18 protein-coding genes are annotated in these 16,799 nt (G+C 51.8%); 15 read left to right on the forward strand and 3 right to left on the reverse strand.

Annotated features, from left to right (window positions below; all coding sequences use genetic code 11):
• Positions 1–4 precede the first annotated feature (4 nt).
• The 7 genes from JNUCC32_RS05600 (at position 5) to JNUCC32_RS05630 (ending at position 5,086) form a co-directional block, all read left to right on the forward strand.
• Positions 5–757 carry a vWA domain-containing protein gene (locus tag JNUCC32_RS05600; protein ID WP_036661656.1) on the forward strand — a complete coding sequence of 251 codons (753 nt, stop codon included), beginning with the start codon at positions 5–7 and terminating at the stop codon, positions 755–757.
• 11 nt (positions 758–768) lie between these two features.
• Positions 769–1,611 (forward strand): hypothetical protein, encoded by an 843-nt coding sequence (locus tag JNUCC32_RS05605; protein ID WP_192571319.1) that lies wholly within the window; start codon positions 769–771, stop codon positions 1,609–1,611.
• A gap of 196 nt (positions 1,612–1,807) precedes the next feature.
• Positions 1,808–2,191, forward strand: a complete 384-nt coding sequence (locus JNUCC32_RS05610; protein ID WP_192571320.1) for a GntR family transcriptional regulator — start codon at positions 1,808–1,810, stop codon at positions 2,189–2,191.
• The gene (locus tag JNUCC32_RS05615; protein ID WP_192571321.1) at positions 2,188–3,108 is read left to right on the forward strand and encodes an ABC transporter ATP-binding protein; all 921 of its coding nucleotides are present in this window, start codon (positions 2,188–2,190) and stop codon (positions 3,106–3,108) included. The genes JNUCC32_RS05610 and JNUCC32_RS05615 overlap by 4 nt, the downstream gene beginning before the upstream one ends.
• Positions 3,080–3,673, forward strand: coding sequence for an ABC-2 transporter permease (locus JNUCC32_RS05620; protein ID WP_192571322.1), 594 nt, complete (start codon positions 3,080–3,082; stop codon positions 3,671–3,673). The genes JNUCC32_RS05615 and JNUCC32_RS05620 overlap by 29 nt, the downstream gene beginning before the upstream one ends.
• 113 nt (positions 3,674–3,786) lie before the next feature.
• Entirely contained in the window at positions 3,787–4,584 is a 798-nt protein-coding gene (locus JNUCC32_RS05625) for an SDR family oxidoreductase (RefSeq protein WP_009590728.1), read from the forward strand.
• A 121-nt stretch (positions 4,585–4,705) separates the two neighbouring features.
• Positions 4,706–5,086, forward strand: coding sequence for a DnaJ family domain-containing protein (locus JNUCC32_RS05630; RefSeq protein ID WP_009590658.1), 381 nt, complete (start codon positions 4,706–4,708; stop codon positions 5,084–5,086).
• Between the two features lie 69 nt (positions 5,087–5,155).
• Here JNUCC32_RS05630 and gluQRS read toward each other — a convergent pair whose 3' ends face one another.
• Positions 5,156–6,133: a tRNA glutamyl-Q(34) synthetase GluQRS gene (gluQRS, locus tag JNUCC32_RS05635; protein WP_192571323.1), complete on the reverse strand. Its 978-nt coding sequence runs from the start codon at positions 6,131–6,133 to the stop codon at positions 5,156–5,158.
• Between the two features lie 170 nt (positions 6,134–6,303).
• On the opposite strand from gluQRS, the gene hrpB reads away from it, so the two are divergent.
• From hrpB to JNUCC32_RS05670, 7 genes are all read left to right on the forward strand, one after another.
• On the forward strand, positions 6,304–8,814 hold the full coding sequence (gene hrpB, locus JNUCC32_RS05640; protein ID WP_192571324.1) for an ATP-dependent helicase HrpB: 2,511 nt from the start codon (positions 6,304–6,306) through the stop codon (positions 8,812–8,814).
• A 78-nt stretch (positions 8,815–8,892) separates the two neighbouring features.
• Positions 8,893–9,444, forward strand: coding sequence for a general stress protein (locus JNUCC32_RS05645; protein ID WP_096774448.1), 552 nt, complete (start codon positions 8,893–8,895; stop codon positions 9,442–9,444).
• Positions 9,445–9,732: 288 nt separating this feature from the next.
• A complete protein-coding gene (locus tag JNUCC32_RS05650) occupies positions 9,733–10,929 on the forward strand; it encodes an acyltransferase (protein WP_192571325.1) in 1,197 nt (398 codons plus the stop codon).
• 320 nt (positions 10,930–11,249) lie between these two features.
• Positions 11,250–11,609 carry a replication termination protein gene (locus JNUCC32_RS05655; protein ID WP_009590710.1) on the forward strand — a complete coding sequence of 120 codons (360 nt, stop codon included), beginning with the start codon at positions 11,250–11,252 and terminating at the stop codon, positions 11,607–11,609.
• 38 nt (positions 11,610–11,647) lie between these two features.
• Positions 11,648–12,652, forward strand: a complete 1,005-nt coding sequence (locus tag JNUCC32_RS05660; protein ID WP_192571326.1) for a Gfo/Idh/MocA family protein — start codon at positions 11,648–11,650, stop codon at positions 12,650–12,652.
• 188 nt (positions 12,653–12,840) lie between these two features.
• Positions 12,841–14,118, forward strand: a complete 1,278-nt coding sequence (locus tag JNUCC32_RS05665; protein WP_192571327.1) for an MFS transporter — start codon at positions 12,841–12,843, stop codon at positions 14,116–14,118.
• A gap of 82 nt (positions 14,119–14,200) precedes the next feature.
• Complete coding sequence (locus tag JNUCC32_RS05670) at positions 14,201–14,761, forward strand: winged helix-turn-helix domain-containing protein (RefSeq protein ID WP_096774444.1); 561 nt, start codon at positions 14,201–14,203, stop codon at positions 14,759–14,761.
• Between the two features lie 66 nt (positions 14,762–14,827).
• Here JNUCC32_RS05670 and JNUCC32_RS05675 read toward each other — a convergent pair whose 3' ends face one another.
• Positions 14,828–15,391, reverse strand: a complete 564-nt coding sequence (locus JNUCC32_RS05675; protein WP_015736229.1) for a TraR/DksA C4-type zinc finger protein — start codon at positions 15,389–15,391, stop codon at positions 14,828–14,830.
• Between the two features lie 235 nt (positions 15,392–15,626).
• Between JNUCC32_RS05675 and JNUCC32_RS05680 the strand changes: the two genes are divergently transcribed.
• Positions 15,627–16,004 (forward strand): DivIVA domain-containing protein, encoded by a 378-nt coding sequence (locus tag JNUCC32_RS05680; protein ID WP_009590687.1) that lies wholly within the window; start codon positions 15,627–15,629, stop codon positions 16,002–16,004.
• Between the two features lie 67 nt (positions 16,005–16,071).
• On the opposite strand, the gene JNUCC32_RS05685 is transcribed toward JNUCC32_RS05680, so the two are convergent.
• The gene (locus JNUCC32_RS05685; RefSeq protein WP_192571328.1) at positions 16,072–16,638 is read right to left on the reverse strand and encodes a cupin domain-containing protein; all 567 of its coding nucleotides are present in this window, start codon (positions 16,636–16,638) and stop codon (positions 16,072–16,074) included.
• Between the last annotated feature and the right edge of the window lie 161 nt (positions 16,639–16,799).

Here is a 16,799-nt window from a genome sequence, read left to right on the forward strand (position 1 = left end):
CACGATGAACTATACCATTCAAGCATCGCAGCGCACGCCAGCGCTCATTATATATCTGATTGATATCAGCGCGTCCATGAATATGCTGATGGAGGATCGAAGAAGGATTGATGTTGTTTACGAAGCATTATCCTTAGCCATTCGGCAAATGGTGTTTCGTTCCACCAAGGGGAACCGGCTGACGCCGAGGTACCGGATCGCCATCCTTGCATACAGCGATGACGTATATGATTTGTTAAACGGGATCAAGGGCATTGACGAAATTGCGGCGATCGGCTCGCTTCCGGATTTGACGCCGAAGCGTTTCTCCGATTCGGCCAAAGCGTTTCTTCAGGCCGAGAAAATTCTGCAATCGGAGATTCCCAACATGCAGGATTGCCCTGCGCCGCTCGTATGCCATATGACGGATGGCGTGGCCACGGGAGAGGACCCGGAACCGATTGCCCGCCGTATCATGAATATGAGCGTTCCGGACGGAAACGTACTGGTGGAGAATATTTTCATCTCCGACCATCTGATGAACCAGCCGATCTCCGAACCACGCCGCTGGAAGGGGATATTGGCTGATACGCAGCTTGAGGATGAACATGCGCGCAAACTCAAGATGATGTCTTCCGTTCTTCCCGAAAGCTATCGAGAAATGCTGGTTGAGGCGGATTATCAGCTGAGTCCGGGGGCCTTGATGATGCTTCCGGGCACATGCTCCGAGCTGGTGTCCATCGGGTTCCAGATGTCAGCCGCCACGCCGGTAAGGTAAGAGGTCACAACATGAAGCGATCATACGCTAGAAGCATGGAAACGTTGGGGATTCGCAAGCGGAAGGCTCAAGCAGCGTCGTTTTATTACGAAAGCAAGCAGACCGGGGAAGAGCCGCTTACGAAGATTAGGGATTTGTTCACATGTCGTTATGCGTATGGCAGAGCGGCGGAATCCGTCATGCTCTCCGAGACGGGCCAGGATTTCATTGCATTGAAAATGGATGAAGAGGTCTGCCATTTTGTATTGTGTGACGGCGTCGGCTTGAGTTACCGAGGCGATGTGGCTTCGCGCCTGCTCGGTCAGGGCTTGATGAACTGGCTGGATACGGTTGAAGAGCCCACGTCCTCATCGCTGGAGCGCAAGCTGAAGGAACTAACGCTTGAAGCAGATCGGGAAATTCGGACGCATTCGCTGAGCTCCGAAACCCCCAAGCTGCTGCGTGAAGTGCTGGAGGAGAAGCAGCGCAAGGGAAGCGAAGCCATGTACATATGCGGACGCATCGAGCGGTCATCGGGTTTTCGTCGAAAAGGAAGGCTGTGGCTTGCCTGGCAGGGAGACTCCAGGGTACGATTATGGCGTCAGCAGGACGAGATTAGTTCGATATTCGGAGACCGCTTCCGAACGGCCGAACGCTGGTCTTCCCGCACCGGACCGATCGGAGGCAGTCCTCACGTGTTTACGTGCAAGCTGGAACCCGAGACCGGTTATCGTCTTCAATTATACAGCGACGGGCTTACGGATCTGGACCCGATGAAGGAGCCGATTCCCGATGAGCAAGTGCAAGTATTAATGAATGCCCGCCATACAGGCGGCCTGGAAGATGATGCTTCCTTTCTGGAGATCGTATGGTAGTACAGAAATGACCGATTATCTCGCGAGCCGGACCCATGAGGTCCGGCTTATTTTATTTGGATTCGAAGATAAACGGAATTGACGGGGCATTATTAAATGTGTATATTGTATATATACAATGAATACTTTATATACACATCATCAACATACAAAATCCTAATATCAGGCACTAAAAAGGCGGTGAAAAATTATTGCGATGATTCAGATTATTCTATCCCATTCCAGCGGCGAGCCGATTTACTTGCAAATTGAAAGACAGATCCGGCAGAGCATCATGCGCGGAGAGATGAAGCCGGGCGAGCCGCTTCCTTCCATCCGGCAGCTAGCCAAGGATTTGGGAATCAGCGTTATTACGACGAAGCGGGCATACAGCGAGCTGGAAGCCGTGGGCTTGATCGAGTCGATGGTGGGCAGAGGCTCCTTCGTATCGGGAGGCAATCAGGATATGATTCGGGAGCAGCGCCTGCGCCTGATCGAGGATAAAATCAGGGACATTCTCGAAGAATGCCGGAGCATTCCTATAGAGACCGAGGAATTGATTGAGATGATCCATACAATAAACAAGGAGGAATCCGAATGAAGCATGTAGACGGAATAGAGGATCAGGATCAACCTGCAATGCAAATCAACCATCTGAGCAAGAAATATCCGTCGTTTGCGCTGAACGACATTTCCCTTCTTATCCCTAAGGGATACATTACCGGATTGATCGGCCCCAACGGAGCCGGCAAGAGCACGCTCATCCGCTCCATCATGGGGATGATTGTCCCGGATTCAGGCCAGATCGTCGTGAATGGCCGGCGGCTTCGCTCGGACGATGCAAGTTATAAGGAAGAGATCGGTTTTGTTTCGGACGAGAATATTTTTTATGAGTATTTAACGCTGAATCAAATTATCCGGATGACGTCCCCTTTTTATAAACGCTGGAACAGCACCAGAATGGATCAGCTCATGCGGATGTTCGAGCTTCCCGGCAGAAAGAAACTAAAGGATTGCTCGAAAGGCATGAAAATGAAGTTTTCCATTGCGATGGCCATGGCCCATGATCCGCGAATATTGATTTTGGATGAGCCGACAGCGGGTCTTGACCCGGTATTTCGCAGAGAGCTGCTGCAATTGCTGAGCGATTTTATACAGGATGAGACCCGGACGATCCTATTCTCGACGCATAATACGGATGATCTGGATCGAATCGCGGATTACATCACCTTTATTCACCGGGGACGCATCGTGTTCAGTAACGGCAAGGATGAAATTATCGACAAATATGTCATTGTCAAAGGCAGCAGCGACCTGCTGGACGCGGATGTCCGCAAGCAGTTTACCGGCCTCAAGGAAACGCCGTACGGGTTCGAGGCTCTCTCGGCAAACCGGGAATCCGCGCACAAGCTGTTCGGAGACAGCGTGTTATACGAGCGGCCTGCCCTGGAGGAAATTATGTATTACACTTCGAAAGGAGACGCTGTTCATGAGTCATATCGTTCCCCTCATTCATAAGGATTGGATGGTCATCCGTAAATATGCTTGGCTCTTTGCGATCTGGCTGGCGTTGTTTTCGTTTGGCAATGCCGTCGGCATCCTAGGTTATATGGTGGCCGGGATGATGATCATCGTCATATCGAATACCGATTTGCATCCGTTCCATAAATATTCCATGAGCTTGCCGATACCGCGCCGGGAGATTGTGTTGAGCAAGTATGTCTCTTCCCTCTTGTTTATGTTGATCGGGTTATTGGCGGGTTTCCTGGTCCAAATCGCTTATATCTGGTTAGGCGGGGATGGAGAAGGCGCTGTTCTTTATCAAAATATTGTGTCCGGCATTTCCTTGATCCTGTTTATAGCCGTGTACTATCCTCTCTATTATTGGCTGGGACCCAAGGGCGGACAAACGCTGAAGCTGGTGCTGGTAGCGGTGTTGTTCGCGATTACGATGGCTATCAATACGCTGTGGTCGGATGGCCTGCAAACCGATTATCTTTGGTATGGACTCGGCATATCCTGCCTGGTGGTTTTCGCTTCATATCAGCTCTCAGCCTATATCTTTTCGCGCACGGACGTGTAAGTCCAACCGGATCTTGCAAAAAATTAGAAATCATGATTATAAAACAACTCCTTTTGGGTAATCTTGTGACAGATGAACGCATAACGGATAACGACAAAAGGAGCGTGTTGGACATGAATGAAGGACACGGACGTTTTCATGGGAGAACGGCGATCATTACCGGTGCCGGATCAGGCATCGGAAAGGCGGCTGCCATTCAGCTGGCAAAGGAAGGCGCGAATGTGGCCTTATTCGATCTGTTGGATGACCGGACCCATCAAGCGGAATCGGAGATCAACTCCATCCGCGAAGGGGCGGCCAGAGCATTCGACGTGGATACAACCGATCCCGACCGGGTGGAAAAGGCAGTCCTTGAAACGGTGGAGATATTTGGCGGCGTCGATATTGTATTTGCCAATGCAGGGATCAACGGCGTCATGACGCCGATCGATGAAATGAAGCTGGAGGAATGGGCCAAGACGCTGAACGTAAATTTGAACGGGACGTTCCTGACGGTCAAATATGCAATTCCGCATCTCAAGAAGAGGGGGCAGGGCAGCATCATCATTACGAGCTCCGTCAATGGCACTCGAACCTTCTCCAACTTTGGCATGAGCGCCTACAGCACAACCAAAGCGGGACAGGTCGCTTTTGCGAAGATGGCTGCGCTGGAGCTGGCTCAATTCAAGATCAGAGTCAATGTGATTTGTCCCGGCGCGATATCCACCAACATCGACCAAAGCACGAAGAAGCAAGGGGATTTGGAGGAAATCGTGATACCGGTTGAATATCCGGAAGGAAGTCAGCCGCTGGCAGACGGACCGGGGACGCCGGAAGAGGTCGCCGATTTGGTGGCGTTCCTCGCTTCCGACCAATCGAGACATATTACAGGGGCGCAGATCTTCATAGATGGAGCGGAATCGCTGTTGTAATGTCGAAATGTTGTAAGGGATCGGATGTACCTGCGTGTGATCCCCTACATTTAGAACTTGGAATATCCCGCGAGCTGATTTATGATGAGAGGACGAAGGAACAGGAGGAGGCTGGACTTACATGAGCATCTTTTCCAGATTGGCTGAGCAGAAGATCGAGGAAGCGATCCGCAACGGAGAATTCGATAACCTGCCTCTTGCCGGCAAAAAACTCCCGATCGACGATCTTTCGCACATCCCGGAAGATTTGAGGATGTCCTACCGCATCATGAAAAACGCGGGTTACGTTCCTGAAGAAGTCACGCTTCGGAAGGAATGCGTCCAGCTCTATGATTTGCTCGGCGCTACCCGAAACGAAGGCGAGCAGGAGCAGCTCAAACGCAAGCTGAACGAAAAGCACCTTAGGCTGCAGTTGCTGCTGGAACAGCGGGGGCTAAGCGGTAACAGCGCGTTTACGCAGTATGAGTCCAAGGTCAGGGAACGATTGACCGGTAAGGAATAACATAACAGCGCCAGTCTTTCTTCTCGCCTTGAGAATGAAAGGGCTGGCGCTGATTGTTTTTCGCTAAAGTTAAAGCTCGAACAGCCGGTTTTTGACAGGATCCGTAATTTTTATGGGGTATGAAGAAACTTTCGATAAATCAAAAACAGGGATCAATTCCGCAGGAGTTACTGCTTCCGGGTGGTCCAGGAGCCCGGCTGTCCATGCCAGCCAGCCAGTTAAGCGTTCCGGCCCGATGCCCTGGCCGCGCAGAAAGGAGAGGCTGAGCCCGCGGGTTCTCTTGGCCAGCCGTTTGCCCTCCGCATCCACCATCAGCGGTGTGTGCGCAAACTGCGGCGGCTGATAGGACAGCGCTTCATACAATAGCAGCTGACGAGGGGTGGAGTCCAGAAGATCAGCTCCACGGAGCACATGGGTTATGCCCATTAGCGCGTCATCCACCACCACCGCGAGCTGATACGAAATGATATCGTCGGCTCTCCTCACGACAAAATCTCCGCCGTCGGATAGCCGGTAGCGCTGCACTCCGGCAATGCCGTCAACAAAGGAAACGATTCTGTGCGGCACCTTCATGCGCAGCGAAGGTTTCTTATGAAGCTCTTTCAGGGCAGCTTCCTCCCGGGTCAGCTCTCGGCAGGTTCCCGGATAGCGAAAGCCCTCCGATGCAATGCCATGCGGTGCGCTGGCTGCTGCCGTTATATCCGCCCGGCTGCAATAGCAGGGGTACAACATACTGGATTCCTTCAATTTGTCGATTTCCCGTTCGTACAACGCGTGGCGAGCAGCCTGATGATACGGCCCGCAGGCTCCGCCAACGCCGGGGCCTTCATCCCAATCCAATCCGAGCCATTCCAGATCTCTCATGATCTCGTCTGCGAGCTCTTGGCGGGAACGCTGCACATCGATATCTTCGATTCGGAGTATATATTGACCGTTCATACTCCTCATTTGCAGCCATCCAAGCAAAGCGGTCAAAGCATTGCCGATATGCATCTTACCTGATGGCGTAGGGGCAAAGCGGCCGCGAAATGTGGCTTGCTGCTCCATACATTTCACCTTCCGACTAATTGAATCTTGATGTTTCCATGGGAATGATATTCATATTGTAGCGCATATGCATCGATTCTCGCCAGCCAATGGCCTACTTGACGTAAATCGGCTGTTTAATATAATTAAGGGATTATATTGATATTCGATAGGATGACGGAGAGATATCCATGACTGAACTACCGATTCACCGAGTATTACCGCAATTGAAAAAGGCTTTATCAACAGGAACTCATGCCGTGTTGATCGCCGAACCGGGTGCAGGGAAGACGACGCAAGTGCCGCTTGCTTTTCTGAATGAACCTTGGCTTGCCGGCAAACGGATCATCATGCTGGAGCCCAGAAGGATCGCGGCCCGCTCAGCGGCTGGATTTATGGCGTCCTCATTGGGAGAAGCGATAGGAGAAACGATCGGGTACCGGGTCCGGATGGACAGCAAGATCGGACGGGACACCCGGATCGAGGTCGTCACGGAAGGCATTTTGACGCGGATGCTGCAGGATGATCCGGAATTGACCGGCATCGGCATGATTATATTCGACGAATTTCATGAGCGGAATTTGCAGGCCGATGCCGGACTGGCTTTTGCGATGGAATCCCAAGCGGTGCTGCGGGAGGATTTAAGGCTGCTGGTCATGTCCGCTACCCTTGAGGCCGAGCCGGTTGCAAAGCTCCTTGGAGACGCACCGGTCATCGTCAGCGAAGGGCGTGCTTTTCCGGTAACGACTCGCTATCTGCGCTCGTTCCCACTGGATGAGATACATAAAGGTGCGGCTAACGCCATTACGCGCGCGCTCTCCGAACAGGAAGGCGACATACTCGTATTTTTGCCAGGTGCTCGTGAAATCAGGCGGACCGCGAATGAATTATTAAGATCGGGCTTAAGCGCAGAAGTCGTCGTTCGTGAATTATACAGCGCGCTTTCAGCGGAGAAGCAGGATGAAGCCATAAAACGCGATGTGAACGGAAGGCGTAAAATTGTTCTGTCCACAAGCATCGCGGAGAGCAGCATTACCATTCAGGGGATCAAAACCGTCGTGGACTGCGGTTATATGCGAACAGAGGTATTCTCCCCGAGAACGGGACTGCCGCAATTGATCACGAGGCGGCTGTCCAGAGCGTCCGCCGATCAGAGAAGGGGCAGGGCAGGCCGCGTCTCGGCCGGCGTGTGTTATCGCTTGTGGAGTGAGGAAGAGCACCGCCATCTGCCGGAGAGTACCATTCCGGCGATCCGCGAATCCGATCTTGCGCCGCTGGCCTTGGAATTGGCCGTATGGGGTGCGCGTGATCCGGAGCAGCTCGCTTGGCTTGACGCGCCGCCTCGGCTGGCCTATACGCAAGGTCAAGCGTTATTGAAGCAGCTATCGGCTCTGGATGATGCGGGCAGCATCACCCGGCACGGCCGTGAGATGGCGCTGCTTGGAGTTCATCCGAGGCTGGCTCACATGCTGCTGAAGGCACAGGAAATCGGCGAGGCCCCGCTAGCCATCCGAATCGCCGTTCTGCTTCAGGAGCGCGATATACTGAGCCGAAGCGAAGCGCTTCGGGACCAGGATTTGCGTTCGCGCGTGGAACGGCTTCTCTTGTTTGAACAGCATGGACAGCGATCCGCCCAGCAGGACACGGCGAACGAAGCCGTGCTGCAGCGGATGAAACAAGAGATTCGGAAGCTCCAAGCCCAGCTGAATATCGAATATGCAGCTGACGGTGACTTGAATCTCTGCGGCCTGCTGCTGTCGTTTGCCTATCCGGATCGGATCGCGAAGAACAGGGGAAGCAGCGGGTTTCTCATGCGCAGCGGCAGGGGCGTGAAGCTGGCTGCGGTTCAGCCTATGAGCCGTGCCCGGTACATTGTGGCCGCAGCCGTAGATGATCAAGGTGCAGACGGGAATATCCAGCTGGCTTCCGAAATGGATGAAGCCTGGCTTGAGCAGTATTATCTTGACGAGATGGAACAGCAGAAAGAAGTCGCATGGGATACAGCTTCCGGCAGCATCAGGGCCAGGCAGAAGCTGAAGCTGGGAGCCATCGTTGTCAAGGAACAAGCCTATCCCAATCCGACAGGGGAGGAAATAGCGCGCGCCTTGCTGCAAGGGATCAGGCAGGAGGGCCTTGGCTTATTTCAGTGGAGCAAGGCGGCCGTGCAGCTGAGAGAACGGATGGCCTTTATGTTCCGGCACGAAGCCGAAGGGGATTGGCCGGATGTATCGGACGAAGGATTGCTGGATCGCGCGGAAGCGTGGCTGCTTCCTTATTTGGACGGGCTGCGGAATCGCAATGATATCAGGCGACTGGCACCCGGAACGCTCTTGGAGCATATGCTCAGCTGGGAGCAGAAGCAGCAGCTTCAGAAAGAAGCGCCGACGCATATCAAGGTGCCGAGCGGATCGCAGATCCCGATCAACTACAGCAATCCTGAACAGCCGTTTCTGGCCGTTCGTCTGCAGGAGATGTTCGGGATGCGGGACACGCCGCGAATTGCCGGCGGGCGCGTTGCGCTGACCTTACATTTGTTGTCGCCTGCGCAGAGACCGGTCCAGGTTACCTCCGATCTGTCGAGCTTTTGGGCAAACGGGTATTACGAGGTGAAAAAGGATCTTAAGGGTAGATATCCTAAGCATTATTGGCCTGATGATCCGCTGGAGGCGATCGCAACAAATCGGACCAGACCCAAGGCATAACAAGGCAGCGCCACGTTTAATTTCCCCTCCCGTCGGGTAATGTTAAATATGAACGACCACCGATGAGGAGGGTTTATCATGGAGAAGAAAGTTGTTGGGGTATTTCGTTCGGAACAGGAGGCCGCTCAAGCCATAGAGCAGCTGCAGCGGCACGGAATTCCGAACGATGCCATTTCCATTATAGCGAAGGATAAACGCGAGGCGGACATGATAGCCGAGCAGACGGGAACGATGGCTCCCGAAGGAGTAGCTGCGGGTGCAGCAACAGGCGGCATACTTGGAGGCACGGCAGGATTGCTGGCTGGACTGGGAGCCCTCGCCATTCCCGGCATCGGCCCGATTCTTGCGGCCGGACCGATAGCAGCGACGCTTACAGGCGCAGCAGTCGGTGCGGGAGCCGGCGGGTTGGTCGGAGGTTTTATCGGCCTTGGCATCCCGGAAGATGAGGCGAAGGAATATGAGTCCTATGTCGAGCAGGGACGGATTCTCGTCCTGGTTGATGCCGATCAAGAGAATACCGGCATTTACGATATTTTCCGCGATTACGATTACAGAAACGAGGGGCGATACGGTGCGGTTGATCCAGACCGGGTCGACACATTGCCTCCTCGAGGAACTACGCTGCTGTAAAGGCGCTTGAACCGGTTCCGATTCGGAACCGGTTTTTTTTGTGGTCAGAAAGCAACACTTCCTCATTTGTGCCATGGAGATATTCGTTTAGCCATGAGGTCGCTACCCGCGGTAAGTCTTCCGTGAACGCACGCCGATAGAAGTTTTCAATATATACATAATCATACGGATGAATGCTAGGTATGGAGCCAGCCGTCATGCCCCAGTAAATAATTGGATTAGCCCGTCAAGGGAGAAGTCCCTTACAATGAGGTTGATTATACGAAGCCAGCATGAAGGGGGAGCAGTATGTCCAGACAAAGAATTCCGGAAATCGAGCGCCTCCGAGGAATGGCCTTCCTGGCTGTGGTTTTGCAGCACTCCATCGCGCATTATTCGGTAGCGCCGGGGATGACGGCAAACGATGGCTTGATGATGGGCTTCCTCCTGATGGCGACGAAATTCGCTGTGCCCGTCTTTATTTTTATTACCGGCATGGTGCTGTTTTATAATGATAAAGGCCGTTTACATTACGGCAGGTTCATCAAGAGACGATTCGGCGACATTTATGTTCCTTTTGCGGTATGGACCCTGATCACGTTATTAATCAATCATAAGTTTAATCCCGCATTGATCGGGGACTGGAAATATCTTGGGGAAGTATGGTTAACCGGAAAAGCCAGCTCGCATTTTTGGTATATTATTATGCTGTTCCAATTTTATTTGCTGTATCCACTCTTCAGATCCGCTATACTGGGAATCAAGGAACGATGCGGCATACGGACGCAGCTTACGATACTGGTTCTTTCCGGGCTGCTGTACGTGGGCTTAACGGGAGTTATCAACGATATCGGACATTGGATGGGAAGTTTGAGCATACCGGTGTGGAGCGAGCTGTTCACAACCTATGCGGATCGGAATGCACTTTATTATTTCTTCTATTTTGCGCTTGGGGCAGCAGCCGGCTTATATCATGCCACTTGGATAAAATGGCTCAGGAAGGCCCGGCCGGCCATATGGCTGGTCTTTGCATTTACGTTCGGCTGGATGCTCATGCAGGCCGTGAATGAAATCCGTTCAGCGGAGGATGGAGCGATCACGTTCTATTCCTTGTCGCTGCTGCGGCCGATGATGGCGCTTTTCCTGATTAGCTCCATCATGGTCATGTACGATACGGCCGGCTGGATTACCCGGCATGCCGGAGCGCGGACGAATGCGCTCCTGACCTCCATTGGAGTCTATTCGTACGGAGCTTACCTGATGCATTTATTAACGCTCCGGATAAGCTATGCAGTCGATGAGTATCTGCTGATCGGCATGCCATCTCTGGTGAGGATCCTCTCTTCATGGATCATCAGCGTGGCGATAGCGTACGCCGCAACGCGCCTGCTTGCAAAGCTGCCGTTCGGAAAATGGCTCGTCGGCATCGCGGGTGCACGGAACCCTCGCTCTATTCGGCCATACGGCAAATCGCATCCATCCGCCGGGACAACCACCGGCATGTGAAAATAAAATGAAGCCCACCCTTTAGGGTGGGCTTTTTCGTGGGCTCGCGCCATCGTTCCTAAGACCCAAACGACCAAACGACCGAACCAACAACAGTTGAAAAACTAAACATTATACAATTGCAACATATGAAAAATTCACAATAGGAAAAACATGCGCTCCCTGCCTCATTCCCTTGCGACCATCACCTGCCAACGTTTCAATCCACGCCTTCTTGGTTTAAAAAGAGAAGGATGCTTCCTATTGTGCAAACTGGGAAACTGTGGGTTATAATAAGGTATATTATGGGACAAGTAGCTCGTGAAGGAGGAGGCGTCCGAATGGCATTTATGATCGCGCAGCGCGCTTTTATCAAGGTATATCTTATTACCATGGTGGAGCAGCAGCGCGGATATGGATATCAGATGCTCGAAGAACTTCGGCAGGAATTCAAGAGCCATGGATATTCGCCGCCGCAAAGCGAAATCTATCGTGCGCTGCATGAATTGGTGCAGGAGGGTGTTCTATACCGTACCAAACAGCTGAAAGGAAACGATCCGCGGGTCGATTTCCAGGAAATCGTACTTTATCATTTTACGGACGAAGGTGCCGAGAAGGCCAAACTCTATAAAAAACAGGTTAAGACCGATTTGGATCGATGCTTGGGGATCCTTCATAAAGCCGTAAACGACAATTACTAAATATCGATCCGGAATGCAGCCAAAGGAGGAATGACCTCGTGAGCAAGAAACTGCGCTTTGGGATTATGAGTACCGCTCGAATTGCAAGAAATTCAATGATACCCGGCATATTGAAATCGGAACGCTGTGAGGTTGGGGCCGTCGCAAGCCGCAATGCCGATAAAGCCAGGGAGCTCGCGGAACGATACCATATTAAAACATACTATGGTTCTTACGATGAGCTTCTGGCGGATCCCGACATTGATGCGGTGTATATTCCGTTGCCGAATCACCTGCATAAACCTTGGACCATCAAGGCCGCTGAGGCTGGAAAGCATGTCCTGTGCGAGAAACCGGCGGCCCTGACGGAAACGGATGTCCGTGAGATGGCTGAGGCAGCCCAAGCACACAACGTGCTGTTCGCCGAAGCCTTCATGTACCGCTACCATCCGAAGCACGCGCGCGTACGCGAAATCATCGAAAGCGGCGAAATCGGCCAGCTTCGCGGAATACACGGGTCGTTCACCTTCAACAATGCGGAGGATAAAAGCAATGTCCGCTACAGCAAGGACATGGGCGGAGGTTCGATCTACGACGTGGGATGTTATCCCATCTCGGCGGCGAGAATGATATACGGACAGGAGCCTAAAGCCGTGACGGCCCACGCTTTTTTCTCCGAGGAGCATGACGGCGTGGACATGATGGTCCATGGAATGATGGAATTTGACAATGGACTGGGCCTGACATTCGACTGCGGAATGTGGACATACTCCAGATGCTCGTTAGAGATTGCAGGAACCGACGGCAGGATTGAGCTGCCCTCCGCCTTCGGCTGGGAGAGAATGGAGGATATGGCCCAGATATTCGTTCATACGGCCAAGGGAACCCGCGAGGAGAAAGTGGGGATATACAACCATTTTGCCCTGCAAGCGGATGCCATGGCTGCTGCCGTGATGGATGGCGCGCCATTGCCATACGGTCCGGAAGATGCCATCAGCAATATCAGAGCCATCGAAGCATGCATTCAAGCTGCGAGATCTTCATCACGGGTGGAAATTAAATAAAGCTGCGCTATCAAATATAAACGTTAGACCTTAAATCGCCAACATGGCGATTTATTTTTTTTGCCTATTGCATTCCTCTTCAAAATCATTAAAATAAACTTAACGTTAAAAAATATTTAACGTAATCATAATTTTAACGAGCAAAAAAGTTTAATGAAAACATTTCATAACGAAGAGGAGAAAGAAACATGCAAAATGCCGCCGTTTTGGAAAAACAAGGCTTTGGCCAACTGTTGAAAATCCGCCCGTACCTGATTTATTTATCTGCTCAAGCCATTACCCGATTAGGGGATTCCTTGGATTCCATCGCTTACAGCTGGATGGTTTATATGCTCACAGGCTCAGAGCTGTTAATGGGGACCTTGTTCGCTTTTAACTTTCTGCCGGGATTGCTTTTCAGTTTGTTTACGGGAACCTTTGTAGACCGCTGGCCTAAGAAAAGAGTCCTCGCCTTAACCTACCTCAGCCGCGGCATCGTGGTGTCTCTGACGGCCTTTCTGTATGCGATCGGTTCTCTTCAAGTCTGGCATCTGTTTGTCTTCACGTTCCTGAATTCAACGCTCGAATGTTTCTCCAGACCCGCCGAAACCTCCATCGTTCCCCGGCTGCTCCCCAAGGAACAGCTGCTCGCGGGCAATTCTTTCTCCACATCCGTTAGCCGCAGCGCTGAATTAATCGGTCTGTCCATTGCCGGAGCCCTGATCGCCTTGATCGGAATCTCGGGAACGATCCTGATCGATGCCGTGACGTTTCTAATTGCCGCGGTTATTATTGCATTCATGCCGAATCCGGAAGCGGCCGAACAGGCCGAAGACAAGTCCGAATTCCCTGGACCGGTGCCTGAGAAGAACAGAACGGTGCTCGGCGACATCAAAGAGGCGCTTCTGTTTGTGAAGCAGCATTCGCTGCTTCTCATCACGACGGTTCTGGCGATGATCAATAATTTCTGCTTGGCACCGTTGAACGTGCTGCAGCCGGTCTACGTCAAGGAGACATTGGGTGCCGGAGCGGGAGGTCTGAGCGTAATGGGAACGGCGCTTCTGATCGGTATGATTTGCAGCGGGCTATGGATTGGTCGCTACGGCAAAAGTTTCAAAAAGAGCACCTTGATCATGTCAGGATCGATCATGCTCGGGATCGGATATTTTGCATTAGGGATTCCAGGACATCTCCCGGCGTGGCGCGTGGAGTCCGCGGCGGTCTGCATGTTTGTTGCCGGTTTTGCCGTCTCCATGCTGAATGCCCCGATCTCGACGTATCTGATGGAAGTAACGCCGCGGCATATGCTGGGCAGAATTGGCGCCCTGATGACGGTAGTGTGCACGGCTGCAATTCCTGTCGGAAGCCTGATAACGGGCGTTGTGGCAGAGCATCAATCCCCTCCCGCGCTCTTCTCGTTGATGGGATTCGTCATGCTGGTGCCCGTGCTGTTCCTGATTCGAAAGAAGAGTTTCCGTGCCATCTGAACCCATCGCCGTTTTTGTAATTTCGACATTCTCGGCCTATAATGAAAAGGTGAAAAATTAACGTGAAGCTGAGGTGTACGGTGTGGAAACGAAGGAATTGACTACACTGGAAGAGATCAAAATATATTCAGATCCCTATCGGCTCCAGATTTTGAATGTATTAAACAAGATGGATCGTCCGGCAACCGTAAAGGAGGTCGCGGACAAGATCGGGGATGTGCCTGCGAAGGTTCATTATCATATGAAGAAGCTGGAGCGGATCGGCCTGGTCAAGATCGTATCGACGAAAGAGATCAACGGAATTATCGCTAAATATTACGAGCCTTTTGTCGGTACGGTAAAGATCAAGCGTGGGGCGGATTCCGACGAGCCGGTCATCAAGGAATTGATTCGATCCGAAACGAACAAATTATTATCCGAGCTGTTCGACCAGAATCGAGACCGTTTCTTTAAAAATATGAGCCAGGATGGCGAAGCGACGTCCATGTTGACCAATACCACCTTGTATATGAGCGAAGATGAAGCGCGCGAGTTATTTGTTGAGCTGGATAAAATGCTGACCCCTTATAAAAAGAAGCGCGGGGAAGAATTTGACGAATACGAGTTTTTTGCTTCCAATGTTCGGAACCATAAAGAATCTTGATTACGCAAAAAAAGCTGGTACCCGAACGTAAGGTACCAGCTTTCCCTTCTAATTTGCCAAATCAATTCATACATTCTTCTTATAATCGTCTTGTCCTGGTTTAATGGACATGCCGGGCGATGTGGAGGTTCCGTAATCTTCCACGGCATCCCAGGCGCCGGCGTCATCAAATTTACCGTCGGCTGCTTGGCGGTTGACGCCGGCGCCTGATGGGGGCGGGGTCATGACATCCTCTTCAACCGGACGGTTGTCGTTGATGTCTTTTCGGGGAGTATGCTCGAGGCAATAGGCCGTATAAGGCAAAGCTTCCAGCCGCTCATACGGAATTTCCCGTCCGCATTCGGCGCAGGTTCCGTATTCGCCTTGGTCCATACGCTGCAGGGCAGCATCAATCTGCTCCAATTCACGCTCGAGCGTCTCCTGAATGGCCAAATCCCGACCGCGTTCGAAAACTTCGGTGCCCACGTCAGCGGGATGGTTGTCGGCAGCGCTCAGCTCTCCCGTGGAGTCTCGCAGGGAAAGATCCTTGTTGGTGTCTTCCCGGGACTCCAATTGATTTTCCAACCGTTCTTTATCACTGAGCAACCGTTGTCTTAGTTCACTGTATTGTTGTTTTGTCATGCTGGTCATAGGAATAGTCGCTCCTTTCTGGGTTATGTGCACAATAGAAACTTCTTATGTAAATTCAATACCCGAAATGGATTGGTAACAATCACATGAAGCATGGGAATGACGGCCTGCCGTTTTTGGAACATTCTCCAAAAAAGCCCCGGAGTGTTTTAATCACGGTGCTTAATATGATATAAACAATGATAGAGAGAAGGCTAGGAAGAAGGGCTGCACCAATATTTGGAGGTAAATCATTATGGATGAACACATGAAACGCCGATTGGATAAACAGAAAAAGCTTTTTCGTCAGCTAGGCATTCAACTGGACGCTTTGTCTATCCATGAAAAGAATTTTTCGAATAAACTGAGGGGTTACGATCAGGAGGAAGTGGATTCCTTTCTGGACGAAGTGATTCAAGATTATGAGCGGTTCTATGCCACCATCTCCGATCTGATGGATAAATGGCAGGAGCAGCAGATCACCATTCGCGATCTGAGGGCTGGCGTTAAGCCAGAAGCTGAGCGTCCGGCACTGAATCCCGAAGAGATCGAAGAGACGGTGGCGAAGCTGGAAGCCGACTTGCGGCTTCTGAAGAAGCAGATCCGCCCAGAACAAAGATTCTATATTGATTAATGCCATACGATGCGAGCGAAATCATTACATAAGAAGTGTCCCAGCAACAAGAACCACACGCGGCCGATCACCGGCTGCGTGTGGTTTTGTTGTTTAGGTGCCCGGTTTTGAGCCATGGCGGCCCCGGCAGAGGCTTCTCCGGAGTCACGCTCTCGATCCTGTTTTGCAGCGGGACGGGCGTAAGGAGTGTCTTCGAGTAAAGCTGCTTGTTCGGGTCGTTACCTTCATAGGCATCTTCTTCGAAAAGCGAATATGGCCATAACGGTGCAAAATCGATTTGGTGCGGATGCCCGGTCCGATAGATCAAGAGCAGGATTGTCCCGGGGGATAGCGATGTAATCCAGTGACACCAACCGATCGGGGCATGTACCACCTGACCGGGTACGGCTTGAAACACGAGATTCCGGTGACTTGCGGGATCCACCAGGGAATAACTGATGTCTCCTTGAATGATGTAACACAATTCATCGGTATCCGGATGGCCGTGAGGCGGAAGCCCCTCACCGCGGCCGAGATGGATTTCCGACATGAACATGCCCTGCAGAAGGGGCAGCTCCAGGGACGACACGTTCGCTGCTCCTCGACCGGCAGTACGTTCAGCCTGTTTCCTGGAATGATATACATGCCTTGTCACCGCAGTGTCTCCGCAAACGCTGTGACGTTCCTCATATGAGCGGTCCTCCTTTTTTTAGCTGGAATATATTAAAAAGTGTACAAGCACGTCCCCTAACAATATATGCCCAAACGTTTATAAATCTGACTGCCTACGACTAAAGAATCATTGAATGTCATGAA

The sequence above is a fragment of the Paenibacillus sp. JNUCC32 genome (assembly GCF_014863545.1).
GTDB classification, from domain to species: domain Bacteria; phylum Bacillota; class Bacilli; order Paenibacillales; family Paenibacillaceae; genus Paenibacillus_AQ; species Paenibacillus_AQ lautus_A.

Excerpts from the sequence above, each read along its gene's own strand:
- JNUCC32_RS05600 (WP_036661656.1), top strand. The coding sequence starts at position 5 with ATGAACTATACCATTCAAGCATCGCAGCGCACGCCAGCGCTCATTATA.
- JNUCC32_RS05605 (WP_192571319.1), top strand. The coding sequence starts at position 769 with ATGAAGCGATCATACGCTAGAAGCATGGAAACGTTGGGGATTCGCAAG.
- JNUCC32_RS05610 (WP_192571320.1), top strand. The coding sequence starts at position 1,808 with ATGATTCAGATTATTCTATCCCATTCCAGCGGCGAGCCGATTTACTTG.
- JNUCC32_RS05615 (WP_192571321.1), top strand. The coding sequence starts at position 2,188 with ATGAAGCATGTAGACGGAATAGAGGATCAGGATCAACCTGCAATGCAA.
- JNUCC32_RS05620 (WP_192571322.1), top strand. The coding sequence starts at position 3,080 with ATGAGTCATATCGTTCCCCTCATTCATAAGGATTGGATGGTCATCCGT.
- JNUCC32_RS05625 (WP_009590728.1), top strand. The coding sequence starts at position 3,787 with ATGAATGAAGGACACGGACGTTTTCATGGGAGAACGGCGATCATTACC.
- JNUCC32_RS05630 (WP_009590658.1), top strand. The coding sequence starts at position 4,706 with ATGAGCATCTTTTCCAGATTGGCTGAGCAGAAGATCGAGGAAGCGATC.
- gluQRS (WP_192571323.1), bottom strand. The coding sequence starts at position 6,133 with ATGGAGCAGCAAGCCACATTTCGCGGCCGCTTTGCCCCTACGCCATCA.
- hrpB (WP_192571324.1), top strand. The coding sequence starts at position 6,304 with ATGACTGAACTACCGATTCACCGAGTATTACCGCAATTGAAAAAGGCT.
- JNUCC32_RS05645 (WP_096774448.1), top strand. The coding sequence starts at position 8,893 with ATGGAGAAGAAAGTTGTTGGGGTATTTCGTTCGGAACAGGAGGCCGCT.
- JNUCC32_RS05650 (WP_192571325.1), top strand. The coding sequence starts at position 9,733 with ATGTCCAGACAAAGAATTCCGGAAATCGAGCGCCTCCGAGGAATGGCC.
- JNUCC32_RS05655 (WP_009590710.1), top strand. The coding sequence starts at position 11,250 with ATGGCATTTATGATCGCGCAGCGCGCTTTTATCAAGGTATATCTTATT.
- JNUCC32_RS05665 (WP_192571327.1), top strand. The coding sequence starts at position 12,841 with ATGCAAAATGCCGCCGTTTTGGAAAAACAAGGCTTTGGCCAACTGTTG.
- JNUCC32_RS05675 (WP_015736229.1), bottom strand. The coding sequence starts at position 15,391 with ATGACCAGCATGACAAAACAACAATACAGTGAACTAAGACAACGGTTG.
- JNUCC32_RS05680 (WP_009590687.1), top strand. The coding sequence starts at position 15,627 with ATGGATGAACACATGAAACGCCGATTGGATAAACAGAAAAAGCTTTTT.